Source organism: Streptosporangium nanhuense (assembly GCF_059358815.1).
In genome coordinates this window covers 107,284-124,270 of record NZ_JCADBG010000012.1, presented here as the reverse complement: position 1 = coordinate 124,270, position 16,987 = coordinate 107,284, and the positions used below count along the sequence as shown (strand labels likewise).

General features: G+C 71.5%; 15 protein-coding genes. 10 read left to right on the top strand and 5 right to left on the bottom strand.

The features are described 5' to 3' along the window. The first annotated feature begins 331 nt into the window (after nt 1-331). Both hutU and AC5L38_RS23260 read left to right on the top strand, forming a co-directional pair. Complete coding sequence (hutU, locus tag AC5L38_RS23265; RefSeq protein ID WP_495244938.1) at nt 332-1,987, top strand: urocanate hydratase; 1,656 nt, start codon at nt 332-334, stop codon at nt 1,985-1,987. 332 nt (nt 1,988-2,319) lie between these two features. After that, nucleotides 2,320-3,144 carry a MurR/RpiR family transcriptional regulator gene (locus AC5L38_RS23260; RefSeq protein WP_495244937.1) on the top strand — a complete coding sequence of 275 codons (825 nt, stop codon included), beginning with the start codon at nt 2,320-2,322 and terminating at the stop codon, nt 3,142-3,144. A gap of 22 nt (nt 3,145-3,166) precedes the next feature. Here AC5L38_RS23260 and AC5L38_RS23255 read toward each other — a convergent pair whose 3' ends face one another. From AC5L38_RS23255 to AC5L38_RS23245, 3 genes are all read right to left on the bottom strand, one after another. Further along, nucleotides 3,167-3,916, bottom strand: coding sequence for an ABC transporter permease (locus AC5L38_RS23255; protein ID WP_495244936.1), 750 nt, complete (start codon nt 3,914-3,916; stop codon nt 3,167-3,169). A gap of 17 nt (nt 3,917-3,933) precedes the next feature. Further along, on the bottom strand, nt 3,934-4,890 hold the full coding sequence (locus tag AC5L38_RS23250; protein WP_495245060.1) for an ATP-binding cassette domain-containing protein: 957 nt from the start codon (nt 4,888-4,890) through the stop codon (nt 3,934-3,936). A gap of 130 nt (nt 4,891-5,020) precedes the next feature. Beyond that, a complete protein-coding gene (locus AC5L38_RS23245; RefSeq protein ID WP_495244935.1) occupies nt 5,021-5,551 on the bottom strand; it encodes a PadR family transcriptional regulator in 531 nt (176 codons plus the stop codon). 38 nt (nt 5,552-5,589) lie between these two features. On the opposite strand from AC5L38_RS23245, the gene AC5L38_RS23240 reads away from it, so the two are divergent. The 6 genes from AC5L38_RS23240 (at nt 5,590) to AC5L38_RS23215 (ending at nt 11,742) form a co-directional block, all read left to right on the top strand. Continuing rightward, nucleotides 5,590-5,919 carry a hypothetical protein gene (locus tag AC5L38_RS23240; protein ID WP_495244934.1) on the top strand — a complete coding sequence of 110 codons (330 nt, stop codon included), beginning with the start codon at nt 5,590-5,592 and terminating at the stop codon, nt 5,917-5,919. A 10-nt stretch (nt 5,920-5,929) separates the two neighbouring features. Beyond that, nucleotides 5,930-6,652, top strand: a complete 723-nt coding sequence (locus AC5L38_RS23235; protein WP_495244933.1) for an SDR family oxidoreductase — start codon at nt 5,930-5,932, stop codon at nt 6,650-6,652. Nucleotides 6,653-6,867: 215 nt separating this feature from the next. Further along, nucleotides 6,868-8,067 (top strand): allantoate amidohydrolase, encoded by a 1,200-nt coding sequence (locus tag AC5L38_RS23230; protein ID WP_495245059.1) that lies wholly within the window; start codon nt 6,868-6,870, stop codon nt 8,065-8,067. Continuing rightward, entirely contained in the window at nt 8,055-9,416 is a 1,362-nt protein-coding gene (locus AC5L38_RS23225; RefSeq protein WP_495244932.1) for a formimidoylglutamate deiminase, read from the top strand. Before AC5L38_RS23230 ends, AC5L38_RS23225 begins: the two co-directional genes overlap by 13 nt. Continuing rightward, nucleotides 9,413-10,585 (top strand): imidazolonepropionase, encoded by a 1,173-nt coding sequence (hutI, locus tag AC5L38_RS23220; protein WP_495244931.1) that lies wholly within the window; start codon nt 9,413-9,415, stop codon nt 10,583-10,585. Before AC5L38_RS23225 ends, hutI begins: the two co-directional genes overlap by 4 nt. A 209-nt stretch (nt 10,586-10,794) precedes the next feature. Then, nucleotides 10,795-11,742, top strand: coding sequence for a sigma-70 family RNA polymerase sigma factor (locus tag AC5L38_RS23215; RefSeq protein WP_362680216.1), 948 nt, complete (start codon nt 10,795-10,797; stop codon nt 11,740-11,742). A gap of 570 nt (nt 11,743-12,312) precedes the next feature. On the opposite strand, the gene AC5L38_RS23210 is transcribed toward AC5L38_RS23215, so the two are convergent. Beyond that, a complete protein-coding gene (locus AC5L38_RS23210; RefSeq protein WP_495244930.1) occupies nt 12,313-12,768 on the bottom strand; it encodes a DUF6069 family protein in 456 nt (151 codons plus the stop codon). A gap of 95 nt (nt 12,769-12,863) precedes the next feature. Continuing rightward, nucleotides 12,864-13,862, bottom strand: a complete 999-nt coding sequence (locus AC5L38_RS23205) for an RNA polymerase subunit sigma-70 (RefSeq protein ID WP_495244929.1) — start codon at nt 13,860-13,862, stop codon at nt 12,864-12,866. 647 nt (nt 13,863-14,509) lie between these two features. On the opposite strand from AC5L38_RS23205, the gene AC5L38_RS23200 reads away from it, so the two are divergent. Beyond that, on the top strand, nt 14,510-15,292 hold the full coding sequence (locus AC5L38_RS23200) for a multicopper oxidase domain-containing protein (protein WP_495244928.1): 783 nt from the start codon (nt 14,510-14,512) through the stop codon (nt 15,290-15,292). Between the two features lies 1 nt (nt 15,293). Continuing rightward, nucleotides 15,294-16,469, top strand: coding sequence for a ZIP family metal transporter (locus AC5L38_RS23195; protein ID WP_495244927.1), 1,176 nt, complete (start codon nt 15,294-15,296; stop codon nt 16,467-16,469). Nucleotides 16,470-16,987: the final 518 nt, after the last annotated feature.

Here is a 16,987-nt window from a genome sequence, read left to right as displayed (position 1 = left end):
TGCGCTCACTGGCTCGGTTGTGTAAATTCATATCGCCCATAAAGGAATATTTTGGACACTGGGCCGAGGGGCTGATTCGCCGTCCGGTGAATCGGGCATCCCCGCCTGTGCGGAGCCTCTCCTTCGCATCGGGGCGCCCATCGGGCGCTCGCCGCATTCGATCACCCGGTCCCGTCCGTGCGGGACGCGGTCCGGGCGTGTGGATCGTTACGGCCACCACCGGGGGTGTCGCGGGCACGCCGCTCGCGACACCCCCCTTCCCGGGTTGACCTGTGGCCTCCGGGTGACCAAATATGAATACATTCATTCATTCCTGAGGGGGAGGTCGGGCATGTCCGGCAGCCGGATCGTGCGCGCGCCGCGCGGTACCACGCTCACCGCCAAGGGGTGGCCGCAGGAGGCGGCGCTCCGCATGATCCAGAACAATCTCGATCCCGAGGTCGCCGAGCACCCGGAACAGCTCGTCGTCTACGGCGGCTCGGGCAAGGCCGCCCGCGACTGGCGCTCCTTCGACGCGATCACCCGTACCCTGACCACGCTGGAGGGCGACGAGACGCTGCTGGTGCAGTCGGGCCGCCCCGTCGGGGTCTTCCGCACCCACGAGTGGGCCCCCCGGGTGCTCATCGCCAACTCCAACCTGGTGCCCGACTGGGCCAACTGGGAGGAGTTCCGGCGCCTGGAGGCCGCCGGGCTGACCATGTACGGGCAGATGACGGCCGGTTCCTGGATCTACATCGGCACCCAGGGCATCCTGCAGGGCACCTACGAGACCTTCGGGGCCGTGGCCGCCAAGCGGTTCGGCGGGAGCCTGGCCGGGACGATCACGCTGACCGCCGGGCTCGGCGGCATGGGCGGCGCCCAGCCGCTGGCCGTGACCATGAACGGCGGCGTGGTGATCTGCGTCGACTGCGATCCCAGGTCGATCGACCGGCGGATCGAGCACCGCTACCTGGACGTCCGCGCCGCCGACCTCGACGAGGCGCTGCGCCTGGCGTACGAGGCCCGCGACCAGCGCAGGCCGCTGAGCATCGGGGTCGAGGGCAACGCGGCCGAGGTCGTGCCCGAGCTGCTGCGCAGGGGCGCCGAGATCGACGTCGTCACCGACCAGACCTCCGCCCACGACCCGCTGATGTACCTGCCGGTCGGCGTGGCCTTCGAGGACATGGCCGACGAGCGCGAGAAGGACCCGGCGGGCTTCACCCGCAGGGCCCGCGAGTCCATGGCCGCCCACGTGGAGGCGATGGTCGGTTTCCAGGACGCCGGGGCCGAGGTCTTCGACTACGGCAACTCGATCCGGGGCGAGGCGCAGCTGGCGGGCTACACCCGCGCGTTCGACTTCCCCGGTTTCGTGCCCGCCTACATCCGGCCGCTGTTCTCCGAGGGCAAGGGCCCGTTCCGCTGGGCCGCGCTGTCCGGGTCCGCCTCCGACATCGCCAAGACCGACCGCGCGATCCTGGAGCTGTTCCCCGACAACGAGCCGCTCGCCAGGTGGATCCGGCTGGCCGGGGAGAAGGTCCACTTCCAGGGACTGCCCGCCCGCATCTGCTGGCTCGGGTACGGCGAGCGCCACCTGGCCGGGGAGCGCTTCAACGACATGGTCGCCTCGGGGGAGATCGAGGCCCCGCTGGTGATCGGCCGCGACCACCTCGACTGCGGCAGCGTCGCGAGCCCGTACCGGGAGACCGAGGGCATGGCCGACGGCTCCGACGCGATCGCCGACTGGCCGCTGCTGAACGCCATGCTCAACGTCGCCTCCGGCGCCGCGTGGGTCTCCATCCACCACGGCGGCGGCGTCGGCATCGGCCGTTCCATCCACGCCGGGCAGGTCACCGTGGCCGACGGCACCAGGCTCAGTGCCGAGAAGCTCAACCGGGTCCTCACCAACGACCCGGGCACGGGGGTCATCCGCCACGTCGACGCCGGGTACGACGAGGCCGTCACCGTGGCCGAGAAGCGAGGCGTGCGCATCCCGATGCGCGAGTCCTGACGGGACGCGCGCCGTGACCGGGGTGCGCGGGTCCTGGTCCGCCGTCGACCGGAGATCCGCGGGTCCTGGCGGGACGCGTTCCGTGACCGGGGTGCGCGGGTTCCGATCGGCCCGCCGCCGATCGGGGCCCGCGGGTCCTGGTCGGCGCGCGTCATAACTGGGGACACGCGGCTTTTGACCGGTTCGACCGGGCGCCGATTCGCGTACCTCACCCGATTCCGGGGCGCTAATCCTCCGGGCGCCGCTCACTCCCTCCCGTCCGGGTGTAGGAACGACAACGGGGCGGGACGGGGAGGGGAATGCTCGTGGGGCTTCGAGCGGTTGGAGGGGGCGTGGGCGACGGACTCGATCGGCTTCTTGAGGGGCGGCGGCTGTCGCCCGTGCAGCGGCGGATCGCGCGCTATCTGGGCGACCACCTGTCCGAGGCCGTCTTCCTGTCCAGCGTGGAGCTGGCCGACCGGGCCGGGGTGAGCCAGCCGTCGGTGACGAGGTTCGCGGTGGTGCTCGGTTTCGCCGGATACCCCGAGCTCAGGCAGGCGCTGCGGCCCCTCGTCGTGGGTGGCAGGAAACCGTCGCGGGCCAACGACCTGCAGACGGCGATCGACGTGGAGATCGAGAACCTGCGGAGCGTGCGCGACACGCTGAGCGATCCCTCCGGCCTCTCGGAGCTGGGCGCCAGCCTGGCGGGGTGCGAGCCGCTGCCGGTGCTGGGCCTGCGGGTGTCGAGCGGGCTGGCCACCACGTTCGCCTACTTCGCGCGCCGCATCCACCCCGACGTCCGCCTGCTGACCCACGGCGGCTCGGAGCTGGCCGACGGCCTGTACGCCGCGCGCCGGGCGGGAGCGGGCTGGCTGGTCGCGGTGATCCTGCCCCGCTACCCCGCGGAGGCCGTGCAGGCCCTGCGCGGCGCCCGCGACCTCGGCCTGCGTACGGCGGTGATCACCGACCGGCGGGACGCGCCCTTCGAGGCCGACGTGGTGCTGGCCGCCCCCGTCGGCGAGCGGCTGGTCTTCGACTCGCACGCGGCGCCGCTGGCCCTGGCCATGGTGCTGGTGGAGGCCATGGCCGACGCGGCGCCGCTGCGCACACAGGCCCGGCTGGAGGAGTACGAGCGGATGACCGACCAGGCCGGGGTCTTCACCGAGCAGCTCGACTGACGGCGCGAGGGCCCCGCAGGGCCTATCCGGCGAGCCGTTTCATCGAGCCGACCGACCAGCGCAGGCTGACCGCCGACAGGGTCAGGACGAGGCCGAAGGCCAGCGGGATCGAGCCGTCGGAGAAGTCGCCCTCGAACAGCGCCCGGCCGGCCTCGACCGCGTGGTAGAGCGGGTTGAACTGCGCGACCGCCCGCATCCAGTCGGGGGCCAGCGACATGGGCAGCATGATGCCGGTGAGCAGGATCAGCGGCATCGCGAAGAACTGCATGGTCTGCGACATGCCGTTCTCGTCGCGAAGCGCCAGCGCCATGCCGTACGACAGGCCGGAGGCGAGCAGCCCGGTGGCGGCCATCAGCACCAGCATGAGCGCGAGCCCCGGCAGGCTGGCCCGCATGCCCATCAGCGTGGCCAGCGCGATCACCAGCAGGGCCTGGACGACCAGCACGATCGTGTCGCGCAGGGTGCGGCCCAGCACGATCGCGGGTCGCCACACGGCGCTGACCGCGAGCCGTTCCAGGTAGCCGTTGCGGATCTCGCCGATCATGCCGAAGCCCACGAAGAGCGAGCCGAACAGGGCGATCATCATCATCACGCCGGGCGTGAACATCCGCAGCGTGTCGCCCATGGTGCCGCCCGCGGTGGTGTTGGCCACCAGCGGCGCGAAGAGGAGCAGGTACAGGAGGGGCTGCATCAGACCGAACAGCGGCCAGACGGGGTTGCGCAGGGTGGCCCTGAGCTCGTAGCCCAAAAACAACATCGTGTGTCGGAGCATGGGGAGGTCCTCGTCGTTCAGGTCGCGTCGCGCAGGGAACGGCCGGTGTGGCGCAGGAACACGTCGTCGAGCGTGGCCCGGCTCAGGGAGATCGACCGGATCGGCAGCCCCGCGGCCTCCAGGGCGCGAAGCAGGGCGGGCAGGTTGTGCTCCCCGTCGTCGAGGTAGGCGCGCAGGACGTCCCCCTCCTCGCGGACCTCCCTGACGTACGGCTCGGCGTCCAGGAGCGCCCGCGCCTCGGCGGCCCGGTCGAGGCGCAGGGTGACGACGTCGCCCGCGACCTCCTTCTTGAGCTCGGCGGGGGTGCCCTCCGCGACGACGCGGCCGTGGTCGACGATGACCAGCCGGTCGCAGAGCGCGTCGGCCTCCTCCAGGTAGTGGGTGGTCAGCAGCACGCTGGTGCCCCGGTCGCGCAGGGAGCGCACCTCGTCCCACAGGTTGGCGCGGTTCTGCGGGTCGAGGCCGGTGGTGGGCTCGTCGAGGAAGAACAGCGGCGGGTGGTTGACCAGGCCGACGGCGAGGGCGAACCTGCGCCTCTGCCCGCCGGACAGCGTCCGGACGGGACGGCCGGCCAGTTCGGCCAGGTCGAAGGCGGCCAGGAGCTCCTCGGTTCGCGCCTTCGCCCGCGCGCGGGACATGCCGCCGATCCTGGCGGCGAGGATCAGGCCCTCGCGGCCGGAGGAGTTCTCGTCCACGCCGCCGCCCTGGCCGACGTAGCCGATCTTCTCCCGGACCCTGGCCGCCTCGGTGGCCACGTCGTGGCCCGCCACCCGGGCGGTGCCGGAGGTGGGGGTCACCAGGGTGGCGAGCATCCGGATCGTGGTGGTCTTGCCCGCGCCGTTCGGGCCGAGGAAGGCGAAGATCTCGCCCTCGGCGACGGACAGGTCGACGCCTTTGACGGCCTCGACCTCGCGGGAGCCGTCCCTGCCGCGCCCGGTGGTGAAGGTCTTGCGCAGGTCGTGCGCTTCGATGATCATGGCTCTCCGTTGGGGGATGGGAACAGGTTCGGGGAACCGGCGGAGTCTCGACCGGATCTCCGGCCGGCCGCCCCCCGGAGGGTTCCGGGGGGCGGCCGGTGTCCCGGTGCGCGGCCCCGGGCGGGTCTCAGGGCAGTTTCCCGGCCCTGACGTCGGCGACGGACGCCTCGATCCAGTCGAGCTGCGCCTGGAACTGGCGGATGTTGAGCTGGAGGCACTCGTCGATGTGCCGGGGGGCTCCGTAGCCCTGCTTGCCACCCAGCGCCCGCCGCATCATCGAGATGGACGCCCGCAGCTGCTCGGCCCTCGCCTCCATGGCGTTGACCAGGTCGGCCGGGGGAAGGCGGTCCATGAAGGTGAGCGCGACCTGGAAGGGGTCGACGATCGGCTTCACGTACCACCAGCTGTTCATCAGCTGCTGCCCGAACTCGGCGCGGCCCGTCTCGGTGATGCCGTAGACCGTCTTGCCGCCCCTGCCCTGCTCGATGATCTCCAGCAGTCCCTCCTCCGCCATCTTGGCCAGACCGTGGTAGATCGAGCCGTAGGCCACGTTGGCCCAGTTGTCGGCGCCCCACAGTTCGAGGCGGCGCCGTACCTCGTAGCCGTGCAGCGGGCCGTCGAGCAGCACGCCGAGCAGCAGGATCCGGGTGGAGGACATACTCAAATTTGTATTCAAATTTGAGTATGGTGTCAAACATGCGAGAGATCAGACGTGACGACGACGGTGCCCTCATGGGCTTCGTCCGCCCGGCGGGCGGGGGCTGGGAGCCCCTGACCGTGTTCGGCTACCCGATGGGGAAGCCCTCCGGCGAGGAGGAGGCGCTGGAGGTGGTCCACCGGTCCGGGCTGGAGGTGCTGATGCGGCCCTGGTGGTTCCTGGAGGACGGCAAGTGGTACCGGTGCGTGATCCTGGAGGCGGCGGCCGAGGCGGTCAGGGTCCGGCCGGACGATCTCGACTACCCGCGCGAGAACGTTCTGGCGTTGACGCTGGAGCGTCCCGGGCCGGAGACGTTCCGCCCCGAGTAGGGTGATCGTCATGCCCGCACGCCCCATCGCGCTGGTCACCGGCGCCTCCCGGGGGATCGGCGCCGCGATCGCCCGCGCCCTGGTCCCCACGCACGACCTGCTGCTCGGCGGCCGCGACACCGAGGCGCTGGCCGAGGTGGCCTCCGGCCTGTCCGGCGCCTCGGGGGCCTCGGGGGCCTCGGCGGCCTCGGCGGCACGGCCCTGGCCGGTGGAGCTCACCGCCGTCACGGAGGCCGACGTCGCCGGCATCGACCGGCTCGACGTGCTGGTGCACAGCGCGGGCGTGGTGACCCTGGGACGGGTCGAGGAGACCCCGGTCGAGGTGTGGCGGCGCACGATGGAGATCAACGTGATCGCGGTGGCCGAGCTGACCCGGCTGCTGCTGCCCGCGCTCCGCGCGGCGCGCGGCCACGTGGTTCTGATCAACTCCGGGGCGGGGCAGCGGGCCAACCCGAACTGGGTCTCCTACGCGGCCAGCAAGCACGCGCTGCGCGCCTTCGCCGACGGGCTCCGCCTGGAGGAGCCCGAGCTCCAGGTCACCACGATCTACCCGGGGCGGGTCGCCACCGACATGCAGCGCGAGGTACGGGCCCAGGAGGGCGGCCCCTACCGGCCGGAGGACCACCTCGACCCCGACTCGGTGGCCCGGCTGGCGGTCGCGGCCCTGACCGCGTCCCCCGACGCCCACATCACCGAGATCACCGTCCGCCCCGCCGCCGGTCCCCCCAGCTGAGGGCGGCGCGGTGGGGGCCGGCCCTATGGCGCCGTCCCGCGCGAGAGCCCCGAAGGCGCGGCGCGACCGGACATGTGACGGAGGCGAGGGTGCGGCGTGACCGGACGCGTGGTGGAGCCGAAGGTGCGGCGTGATCGGACGCGTGGCGGAGCCGAGGGTGCGGCGGGCTCGCCAATGAATGGACTCATTCACATAATGGGAGGGTGTTCGACGAGATGTGGGGTGCCATAGAGCACCTCGGACGTGACGGCCGGACCCGCGGCTACCTGCGAGACGCGTGGTCGCCCGCGGATCTGGAACTCCGGCGGTGGTTCGGGCAGGAGGCCGCCAGGCGCGGCCTCGACCTGAGGGAGGACCGCAACGGCAACCTGTGGGCCTGGTGGGGTGACCCGTCCGCCAGACCCGGCGTGGTCACCGGCAGCCACCTCGACTCGGTGCGCCAGGGCGGCGCCTTCGACGGCCCCCTCGGTGTCGTGTCGGCCTTCGCCGCCCTCGACCTGCTGCGGGCCAGGGACTTCCGGCCCGGACGCCCCCTGGGGATCGCCTGCTTCACCGACGAGGAGGGCGCCAGGTTCGGCGTGCCGTGCGTCGGCTCCCGCCTGCTGACCGGCATCCTCGACCCCGACAGGGCGCGCGCCCTCAAGGACGACGAGGGCGACTCGCTGGCCGAGGTGCTGCGCGGGGCCGGGCGCGACCCCGGCGCGCTGGGCCGGGACGAGGAGACCCTGCGGCACATCGGTGTCTTCGTCGAACTCCACGTCGAGCAGGGGCAGGACCTGGTCCATCGGGACGCCCGGGTCGGCGTCGCCTCGGCCATCTGGCCGCACGGCCGCTGGCGGTTCGACTTCCACGGCCAGGCCAACCACGCGGGCACCACCCGGCTGGCCGACCGCGACGACCCGATGCTGCCCTTCGCCCGTACCGTCCTGCACGCCCGCCAGGCCGCCGAGCGCAACGGGGTGCTCGCCACCTTCGGTAGGACGCGGGTGTCGCCCAACAACGCCAACGCCGTCCCCGGCCTGGTCAGCGCCTGGCTGGACGCCAGGGGCGGCGACGAGGACGCGCTCAGGGACCTGGTCGAGGAGCTGAGCGACTTCTCCGGCGCCGAGGTGACCGTCGAGTCGTGGACCCCGGTCGTCGACTTCGACGCGGTCCTGCGGGAGCGGGTCGCGGCCGCCGCCGGGGGCGCGGCCGGGGGCGCGGCCGGAGGAGGGGCCGGTAGCGCGCCCGTCCTGCCGACCGGCGCCGGGCACGACGCGGGCATCCTGGCGTCCGCGGGTGTCCCCAGCGCGATGGTGTTCGTCCGCAATCCGACGGGCATCTCTCATTCTCCGGAGGAACACGCGGACCGGGCCGACTGCCACGCCGGGGTCACCGCCCTCGCCGCCGTTGTGGAGGATCTGTGCGGGAGCTGAGCTACTGGTGCGAGCTGGCCTGGCTGCCGCCGGGCGAGGTCGTCGCGGGGGTGCTCGTCAAGGTCAGGGACACCCTGATCGCCGAGATCGCCACCGGCGTGGCGACCCCGCCGGGCGGAGCCGTCCGGCTGGCCGGGCTCACCCTCCCCGGGATGGCCAACGCGCACTCCCACGCCTTCCACCGCGCCCTGCGCGGGGTGACGCAGCGCGAGAGGGGCAGCTTCTGGACCTGGCGCGAGCGGATGTACGGCCTGGCGGGCACGCTCGACCCCGACTCCTACCTCAGGCTCGCCAGGGCCGCGTTCGCCGAGATGGCACTGGCCGGGATCACCTGCGTGGGGGAGTTCCACTACCTGCACCACGGGCCCGACGGCAGGCCGTACGACGACCCGAACGCCATGGGGCACGCGCTCGTCCAGGCCGCTCGGGAGGCGGGGCTGCGCATCGCGCTGCTGGACGCCTGCTACCTCACCGGCGGCGTCGGCACCCCGCTGAGCGGCGTGCAGCGGCGGTTCGGCGACCGGGACCCCGACGGGTGGGCCGCGCGGGCGGAGGCGCTCGCGGCCGGATACCGGGGCGAGCGGGACGTGGAGATCGGCGTGGCCGTGCACTCGGTCCGCGCGGTCAGGGCCGAGCACATCCCCGTGGTCGCCGAGTTCTCCCGGCACCACGCGGTCCCGCTGCACGCCCACGTCTCCGAGCAGCGCGCGGAGAACGCCGACTGCGTGGAGGCCTACGCCGCGACCCCGGTCCAGCTGCTGGAGGCGCACGGCGCGCTCGGCCCCCGCTCGACCGCCGTACACGCCACGCACCTGTCGGACGTGGACGTCGCGCTGCTCGGCACCTCCGGCACGCGCGTGTGCATGTGCCCGACGACCGAACGCGACCTCGCCGACGGCATCGGACCGGCCAGGAGGCTGTTCGAGGCGGGCTCGCCCATCACGCTCGGCTCGGACAGCCACGCGGTCGTCGACCTGTTCGAGGAGGCACGCGCGGTCGAGCTGGACGAGCGGCTGGCCACCGAGCGGCGCGGCCACTGGTCGGCCGCCGAGCTCCTGAACGCCGCCACCGCCGCCGGGCACGACTCGCTCGGCTTCGCCGGCGCGGGCATGCTCGTCCCCGGCGCGTGGGCGGACCTGGTGTCGGTGCGCCTCGACTCGGTCCGCACGGCGGGGGCCGCCCCGGAGCACCTGGCCGAGACCGTGGTCTTCGCCGCCACGGCCGCCGACGTGTACTCCGTGGTGTCCGGGGGGCGCCACGTGGTCGTCGACGGCAGACACGCCCTCGGTGACGTGGGCACCATGCTCGCCGAGGCGATCGCCGAGGCGCGAGAGGAGAAGTCGGTATGACGAGCGAGGACCGGCCGGTGACGAGCACCCTTTTCGATCGCATCGGCCTGCTCTACACGGGCGACCGCGCGCGGGAGGAGATCGAGGACGCGGCGCTCGTCGTCGAGGGCGGCGAGGTGGTGTGGGTGGGGCCCGCCGGCGCGGCTCCGGGCGCCGACGAGCGGGTGGACGTGGCCGGGCGCTGCGTGATCCCGGGCTTCGTCGACAGCCACGCCCACCTCGTCTTCGCGGGCGACCGCACGGCCGAGTTCGCCGCCCGGATGGCGGGCCGCCCGTACACGGCGGGAGGCATCCGTACGACGGTGTCGGCCACCCGCGCCGCCTCCGACGCCGAGCTCGTGACGCGCACCGCGGCCCTGGTCGCCGAGATGCTCGCGCAGGGGACGACCACGGTCGAGATCAAGAGCGGTTACGGCCTCACGGTCGGCGACGAGCGCCGGTCACTGGAGATCGCGCGGGGGTTCACCGAGGAGACCACCTACCTGGGCGCGCACGTCGTACCCCCCGACGCCTCCTCGGCCGACGAGTACGTCCGCACCGTCACCGGGGAGATGCTGGAGGCCTGCGCGCCGCACGCCCGGTGGGTCGACGTGTTCTGCGAGCGCGGGGCCTTCGACGCCGACCAGAGCAGGGAGATCCTCCTGGCCGGGGTGAAGGCGGGACTGCTGCCGCGGATCCACGCCAACCAGCTGGGCGAGGGGCCCGGGGTGCGGATCGCCGCCGAGGTCGGCGCGGCCTCCGCCGACCACTGCACCCACCTGACCGACGACGACGTCTCGGCGCTGGCGTCGTCGGGGGTGGTGGCCACCCTGCTGCCCGGCGCGGAGTTCTCCACCCGCTCGCCCTACCCGGACGCCCGCCGCCTGCTGGACGCCGGGGTGACGGTCGCGCTGGCCACCGACTGCAACCCGGGCTCCTCCTTCACCTCCTCCATGCCGTTCTGCGTGGCGCTGGCGGTACGCGAGATGCGGATGACGCCGCTGGAGGCGATCAGGGCCGCCACGCACGGCGGGGCCAGGGCGCTGCGCCGCGGGGACGTCGGCACGCTGCGGGTGGGGAGCCGGGGGGATCTGGTGATTCTCGACACACCCTCGTACGTCCACCTGGCCTACCGGCCGGGCGTGCCGCTGGTGACGCAGGTCTGGAAGCGGGGCCGACGCCTGGTTTGAGGGCCTTCGCGGGGGTTAGTTGCGCGCTTAGCGGCACGCTAGGAAACCTCCTCCTTGAGGAGGAAATCCAAACCATTCTCCAGGCGTACTTTTTGAGGGAATCTTTGCCCTGGCACGTCCGTTGAAAAGACAAGCGATGTGTCTGTGCGCACGGGGCGTCGAGCGAGCGGGTGGACACGTCATAAGCAGGCGGAGCGAGGTGCCATCGGATGGCAAGGCCGACGGGGAATCGGACGCAGGATCAGCATGTCTCTGATCGAGACCTGCTCGGGACCTACCTGGCAGAGATCGGGCGGGTGCCCCTGCTCACCGCGGAGGAAGAGGTAGAGCTCGCCAAGCGGATCGAGGCGGGTCTCTTCGCCGAGCAGTTGCTGGACGGTGGGTTGGGCGGATTGACGGAGCCGCGGATCGGGGACGCGGCCGATGAGGAGCTTGAACGACTGGCCGTTTCCGGGCGGAGGGCCAAAGATGAATTCATCCAGGCCAATCTACGTCTTGTGGTGGCCGTCGCGCGCAAATATTCAGGGCGGGGAATGCCGCTGATCGATCTGGTCCAGGAAGGGAACCTGGGACTGGTCCGCGCGGTCGAGAAGTTCGACTACCGGCGCGGTTACAAGTTCTCGACATATGCCACGTGGTGGATCAGGCAGTCGGTGGGGCGCGCCATCCACGAGCAGGCCCGGCCGGTGCGCCTGCCCACCCACGCGGGCGAGCAGATGACCAGGCTGATGCGGGTCCGCCGCGACATGCTGGCCGAGTTCGACCAGGAGCCGACCGACGCCGACCTGGCGACGGTGCTCGAACTCCCCATCGAGCGGGTGCGTGAGCTCCGCCGCTGGGCCTCCGACCCCGTCTCCCTGCAGCTGGGAGTGGGCGACGAGGACGAGACCGAGCTCGGCGACATGATCGCCGACGACACCTGGGCCGATCCCGAGCAGCAGGCGATGGACATCCTGGAGCGCGAGCGCTTGGAGGTGTGGCTGACCGGGCTGGAGGGGCAGACCCGCGAGATGCTCCGCTGGCGCTACGGCCTGATGGACGGCCGCGAGCACACGCTGACCGAGGTCGGCGAGCGCTACGGCATCGGCCGCGACCGCGCCCGCCGGATCGAGCGCGACGCTCTGGCCCGGCTGCGGAAGATGGCCACGGCCGCCTAGTCCCTGACGATCCGGCACGGTCTCGTTTGGACCGTGCCGGATCGTTTTCTGCGGTGAGGTTTGTCGCTGCGGCGGGTCCGTGGTTGTTCGGGCCGTACCGGGTTTTGGCGGAGGGCTTCATGGCCGTTGGCGCTCGGCCGTCTGTTCGGGCTGTGGCGGTGGGTTCCGGCGTCGTTCACGCTGCGGTGGGCGGGTGCTCCGGACGGCCGTCTCAGTTGCTGTCTGGTGCTTCAGGCCTCCGGCCTGCTCGGGCGTGATGGTTGCGGGCTTCTTTTAAGCCGTCCGGAACACCCGCCCACCTCCGCTGCACACCTTCTCGCCGTACGGTGCGCGGACCGTAGTGGCTTTCTCTCCGGCCGCCCGGTGTTCCCCGCGCGGCTGAAGCGATCCGTACGGGAGCGCTCGGCGTGGGGCGCCGTAGCTGAAGCTCCACCTCGGAGAAGAGCGCAGGGCGGGGCGCCGTACCGTGTCACGGTGGTGTGAGCTCGGGCCTGAACAGTGACCGCCCTCCCGCGTCACGAACGGCGCGCTCCGCCCCGCCGGGACGCCGCGTGTCCCGTCGCGGGATCGTCAATCGGTCCGGGCGCGGAGGCTCCGCGCCAGGGTGGGGATCATCACCGCCGCGGGGACGAGGTGCAGCCCGAGGAGGGCGATGACGGTGGCGGTGTTCGCCCCGGAGAGGAAGGGCGGGACCAGCGAGATCGCGGTCAGTGACACCGCCGTCCACACGAATCGTTCGGCGGGGCGGGCGCTCCAGCGAAGAAGAGCGACGGCGATGACGATGCCCACGACCGAGAAGAAGCCGGTCACCACGGCGAACCCGGGCAACGGGATCGTCTCGCCGCCGTCGGGGATCTCGAAGTCGACGCCGGCGGCCTGGGCGAGCGCGGCGGCGAGGGTGGTGGCCGCCGTCGCCGCGAGCGTGGCGACGAAACCGGTTCCGGCGAGCCCGAGGAGCCGGTGGGTGCGGCCGGTGCGGCCCGGTGCCGGGCCCGCGACGACCCCGGTGTCGTTCGTGCTGTTCATGTCATCCTTCATCATTCGGTAACCGGTGTAAGGGTGGGTTGACCGGCATGTGACGGTCCTGGCCCCGGGGGCGACTCGTCGTGCGACGGCCGGGACTACTCCGTGCCGTCCGCCGGCAGGCGCTCCGGCAGCCCGAGACGCGGGAACCGGTCGTCGTGGAACGTGACGATCTCGGCGATCGCCCCGTCGGTGACGCGCAGGACGTCGATCGTCAGCGGCAGGTACGCGCCCTCACGCTCCTGCCAGAGGTAGAAGGCGACGGCGGGCTGCCGGTTCGCGGAGGTGGGGACGGCGCGCAGGCCCTTCATGCTCTCGAAGCCGTTCTCGACCCAGTCGTTCACCACCGTGTCGCGGCCGACGTACAGGCCCGGCGTGGGCGGCATCGAGCAGCGGACGTCGTCGCGCAGCAGCGCGGCGAGCCCGTCGACGTCCGTGGCCACGCTGGCGTCGGTGTAGCGGCGCACCAGCTCGCGCGTCCCGGCGTCCTCCTCGCCGCCGGTCCAGTCCTGCCGCTCGGCGGGCAGGTGCTCCCGCATGCCGGCGCGGGCCCGCTGCAGCGCGCTGTTCACGGAGTTGACGGAGTCTCCGAGGAGCTCCGCGACGTCCTTCGCCGGCCAGCCGAGCACGTCCCGCAGGATCAGCACGGCCCGCGGGCGCGGCGCGAGGTGCTGGACCGCGACCACGTACGCCAGCTCGATCGTCTCCCGCGCGACCGCGACGGCCTCCGGCTCGTCCGCGTCGCCCGCGGGCAGCTCGTCGAGCAGCCGGTCCGGGTAGGGCTGCAGCCACAGCACCTCGCCGCCGGTCGCGGGCTCCGGGCGGCACTTGGCGAGCAGGTCCAGGCAGGCGTTGGTGGCGATCCGGTAGAGCCAGGCCCGGAACGTCGACCGCCCCTCGAAGGTCTCCCGCCGCCGCCAGGCACGGAGGAACGTCTCCTGCACGGTGTCCTCGGCGTCCTCGAACGATCCGAGCATCCGGTAGCAGTGCACGTGCAGCTCCCGCCGGTGCCGCTCCGCCAGCCCCGAGAACGCCGGCTCGTCGACCTCGTCCAGCCCGCTCACGCCCAGCTCCTCCAGCCCTGTGCCCGCACTCATCACGTCATCCTTTCCGTCTCGTCATGTTCCGTCGTAGGTATGACGGGTGCGGGCGCGACAACTCATCACCGGGGCCGGCCGGCATGGCCGATCCCGAGCCTCGCCCTCGTCGACGTCCGGGTCTGCCGTACCCGCCCTCATCCGCAAGATCAGACTGGAAAAGACTCATTACGACAATTCCGTTAAATCGGTTATTAATGGTATGTCGACTGGCCGGATTGTCGTCATGGGCCTGGTTGTACGGCGGGAATTGCCATTGACCGTCATCGCCAGCAAAGCATGTTTTGTTCTGGCATATTGGGTCAAATGGGGGCTTAATTTGCGTATTGTAACGCGAGCCTTGACCATTTACCGTGTTTCATATGTCAGACATCTCTCGACGTAGCGCAATTGCCGCATTGGCTCCCGCTGTCGGAGCCGCTGTCGCCGCGCGTCTGGCCGGAGGGCCGGCGGTTTCGGCACCCGGACCGGGCGACCACCAGCATGTTCCGGCACACACCATGGGCTCCGCGCACGCCGGCTTCAGGTCGGGCACCCAGGTGGACAATGGCAAGAACGGGTTTCACCCAACGGCGCTCCTCCGGGATTTCGACAGGGGAAAGGCGTCTTCGCTGCCCGGTGGGAGGACGCTTCGAGAATGGACGCTGGTGGCTCGCGAGAGGCCGATCGAGGTGGCTCCCGGAGTCGTGTTCCCCGCCTGGACCTATAACGACAGGATTCCCGGGCCCGCGCTTCGCGCGAACGAGGGCGACCGCCTGCGGATCACCCTCGTCAACGAATCGGCGCACGCGCACACGATTCACTTTCACGGCCTGCACGCGGCGGAGGTCGACGGGGTCACGGGGATAGGCCTCGGCCTGATCCAGCCGGGCGGGCGGACGGTGTACGAGTTCGACGCGGAGCCGTTCGGCGTGCATCTGTACCACTGCCACGTGACGCCGCTCGCCGCCCACATCGCCAAGGGCCTGTACGGAGCCTTCGTCATCGACCCGAAGGGGGCGCGCACCGAGGCCGACGAGCTGGTGATGGTCATGAACGGGTTCGACACCAACTTCGACCGCTCGAACGAGCTGTACGCGGTCAACACCATCCCCTTCGCGTACATGGGGGAGCCGGTGAAGGTGACCGTCGGCGAGCTGGTGCGGATCTATCTCGTCAACATCCTCGAATACGACCTCGTCAACTCCTTCCACGTCCACGGGAACTTCTTCGACTGGTATCCGACCGGCACCTCGCCGCGCCCGGCGGAACACACCGACACCGTGATGCTGTGCCAGGGCCAGCGGGGAATCCTCGAGATGACGTTCTCCCGCCAGGGGCGCTTCATGTTCCACGCGCACCAGTCGGAGTTCGCCGAGCTCGGCTGGATGGGCTTCTTCGAGGCCGGTTGCGGCGGCACCGCTTCCAGCGAGTGCGAGAGGAACCGGTGACGTGGAGGACCACCAGACGCGTCATCCGAGCGGCACCCGCCTGAAGACATGGCTGCTGGGTCTCCTGCCTTTGTGCGTCATCGCCGTGGCCGTCGCGGGTCTCGCCGTCCTGGACGGCCCCGGCCTGGCCGCGCGCAACGGCCCTCCGGCCGAGGAGCTCACGGTGGAGCGGACGATACTCGGCGCGGGCTCCATCGAGCTGGTCGTGCGCAACCAGGGCGCCGATCCGGTCGCCGTCGTCCAGGTCGCCGTCAACGACGCCTTCACCGACTTCCGGACGAGCGAACCGGAGATCGGCCGCCTCGGCTCCGCCAACATCCGGATCACCTACCCGTGGGTCGACGCGGAGGCCTACGAGGTGACGCTCCTCACCTCCACCGGGGGCGTCGTCGCCCACGAGATCCCCGTCGCCGTCGCGACCCCCGACCCGTCGGGATTCGTCGGCCTGATGGCGATCCTGGGGACGTACGTCGGGGTGATCCCCGTGGCCATCGGGATGCTCTGGCTGCCGTGGCTGCGGCGCGTGCCCCCGGCCTGGATCCGCGCCCTGATGGCACTGACCATCGGCCTGCTCGCCTGGCTGGCGATCGACGCGGCGCTGGAGGGCATGGAGGTCGCCAACGCCGGCGCGAGCGGGCTCGGCGGCGCCGGGCTCGTGGCGATGGGCGCCGTCGTCGCGTACCTGCTGCTGTCCGGCGTGCACGCCTGGCTGGCCGCGCGACCGGGGCAGGCGGGCGGCCACCGCCTGGCGCTGCTCGTGTCCGTCGGCATCGGCCTGCACAACCTGGGTGAGGGACTCGCGATCGGCTCGGCCTACGCCGTCGGCGCGCTCGCCCTCGGCGCGACGCTCGTCGTCGGCTTCACGATCCACAACACCACCGAGGGCCTCGCCATCGTCGCGCCGGTCAGCGAGGAACGCACCTCACCGTCACGACTGGCACTTCTGGGCCTCATCGCCGGCAGCCCGGCGATCATCGGTGCCTGGCTCGGCGCCGCCACGGTGCAACCCGCGATCGCCGCGCTGCTGCTGGGCCTGGGCGTCGGCGCGATCGTGCAGGTGATACTCCAGATCGCGCCGTCGGTACGTGACCACACCGGACGGCTGCTGCACCCCCTCGGCATCGCCGGCATCCTCACCGGAATGGCCCTCATGTACGCCACCGGGCTTCTGACCTGACCCCGCCGAACATTTGATTCTCACGGCGCTCGCCGTGCGCTCCTTTCGAAAGTAACGCTTCAGTTACGGCGGCTCGCCCCGAATGGTCTCGTACGGATTGCTTCAGCCGCACAGAGTCCGCTGGGCGGCCGGAGAGAAAGCGACTACGGTCCGCGGCCGTACGGCGAGAAAGTGTGCAGCGGAGGTGGGCGGGTGTTCCGGACGGCTTAAAAGAAGCCCGCAACCGTCGCGCCCGCGCAGGCCGGAGGCCTGAACCACGAGACAGCCACTGAGACGGCCGTCCGGAGCACCCGCCCGCCGCAGCGTGAACGGCGACGAAGTCGATCAAGGCTGCACGGGCCCTTGGCCAGGGGTTACGGCCCTACCTATATGTCCGTCTTGAGAGGGTGCGGTGGGCGTGGCGACCCTCACGGGCGGGGACATCCAACCCCCTGGGAACCGTCAAGCCCCGCCCACCTGGCCCGTTTTAAGGTCATCTGCAAGTCATGGCACGCCTTGTCCGAAACACGTCTGAAACA

Bases quoted from the DNA above. Each gene is read 5' to 3' on its own strand.
- hutU (WP_495244938.1), top strand. From the start codon at position 332: ATGTCCGGCAGCCGGATCGTGCGCGCGCCGCGCGGTACCACGCTCACC.
- AC5L38_RS23255 (WP_495244936.1), bottom strand. From the start codon at position 3,916: ATGCTCCGACACACGATGTTGTTTTTGGGCTACGAGCTCAGGGCCACC.
- AC5L38_RS23245 (WP_495244935.1), bottom strand. From the start codon at position 5,551: ATGTCCTCCACCCGGATCCTGCTGCTCGGCGTGCTGCTCGACGGCCCG.
- AC5L38_RS23240 (WP_495244934.1), top strand. From the start codon at position 5,590: ATGCGAGAGATCAGACGTGACGACGACGGTGCCCTCATGGGCTTCGTC.
- AC5L38_RS23235 (WP_495244933.1), top strand. From the start codon at position 5,930: ATGCCCGCACGCCCCATCGCGCTGGTCACCGGCGCCTCCCGGGGGATC.
- AC5L38_RS23230 (WP_495245059.1), top strand. From the start codon at position 6,868: ATGTGGGGTGCCATAGAGCACCTCGGACGTGACGGCCGGACCCGCGGC.
- hutI (WP_495244931.1), top strand. From the start codon at position 9,413: ATGACGAGCGAGGACCGGCCGGTGACGAGCACCCTTTTCGATCGCATC.
- AC5L38_RS23215 (WP_362680216.1), top strand. From the start codon at position 10,795: ATGGCAAGGCCGACGGGGAATCGGACGCAGGATCAGCATGTCTCTGAT.
- AC5L38_RS23210 (WP_495244930.1), bottom strand. From the start codon at position 12,768: ATGAACAGCACGAACGACACCGGGGTCGTCGCGGGCCCGGCACCGGGC.
- AC5L38_RS23205 (WP_495244929.1), bottom strand. From the start codon at position 13,862: ATGAGTGCGGGCACAGGGCTGGAGGAGCTGGGCGTGAGCGGGCTGGAC.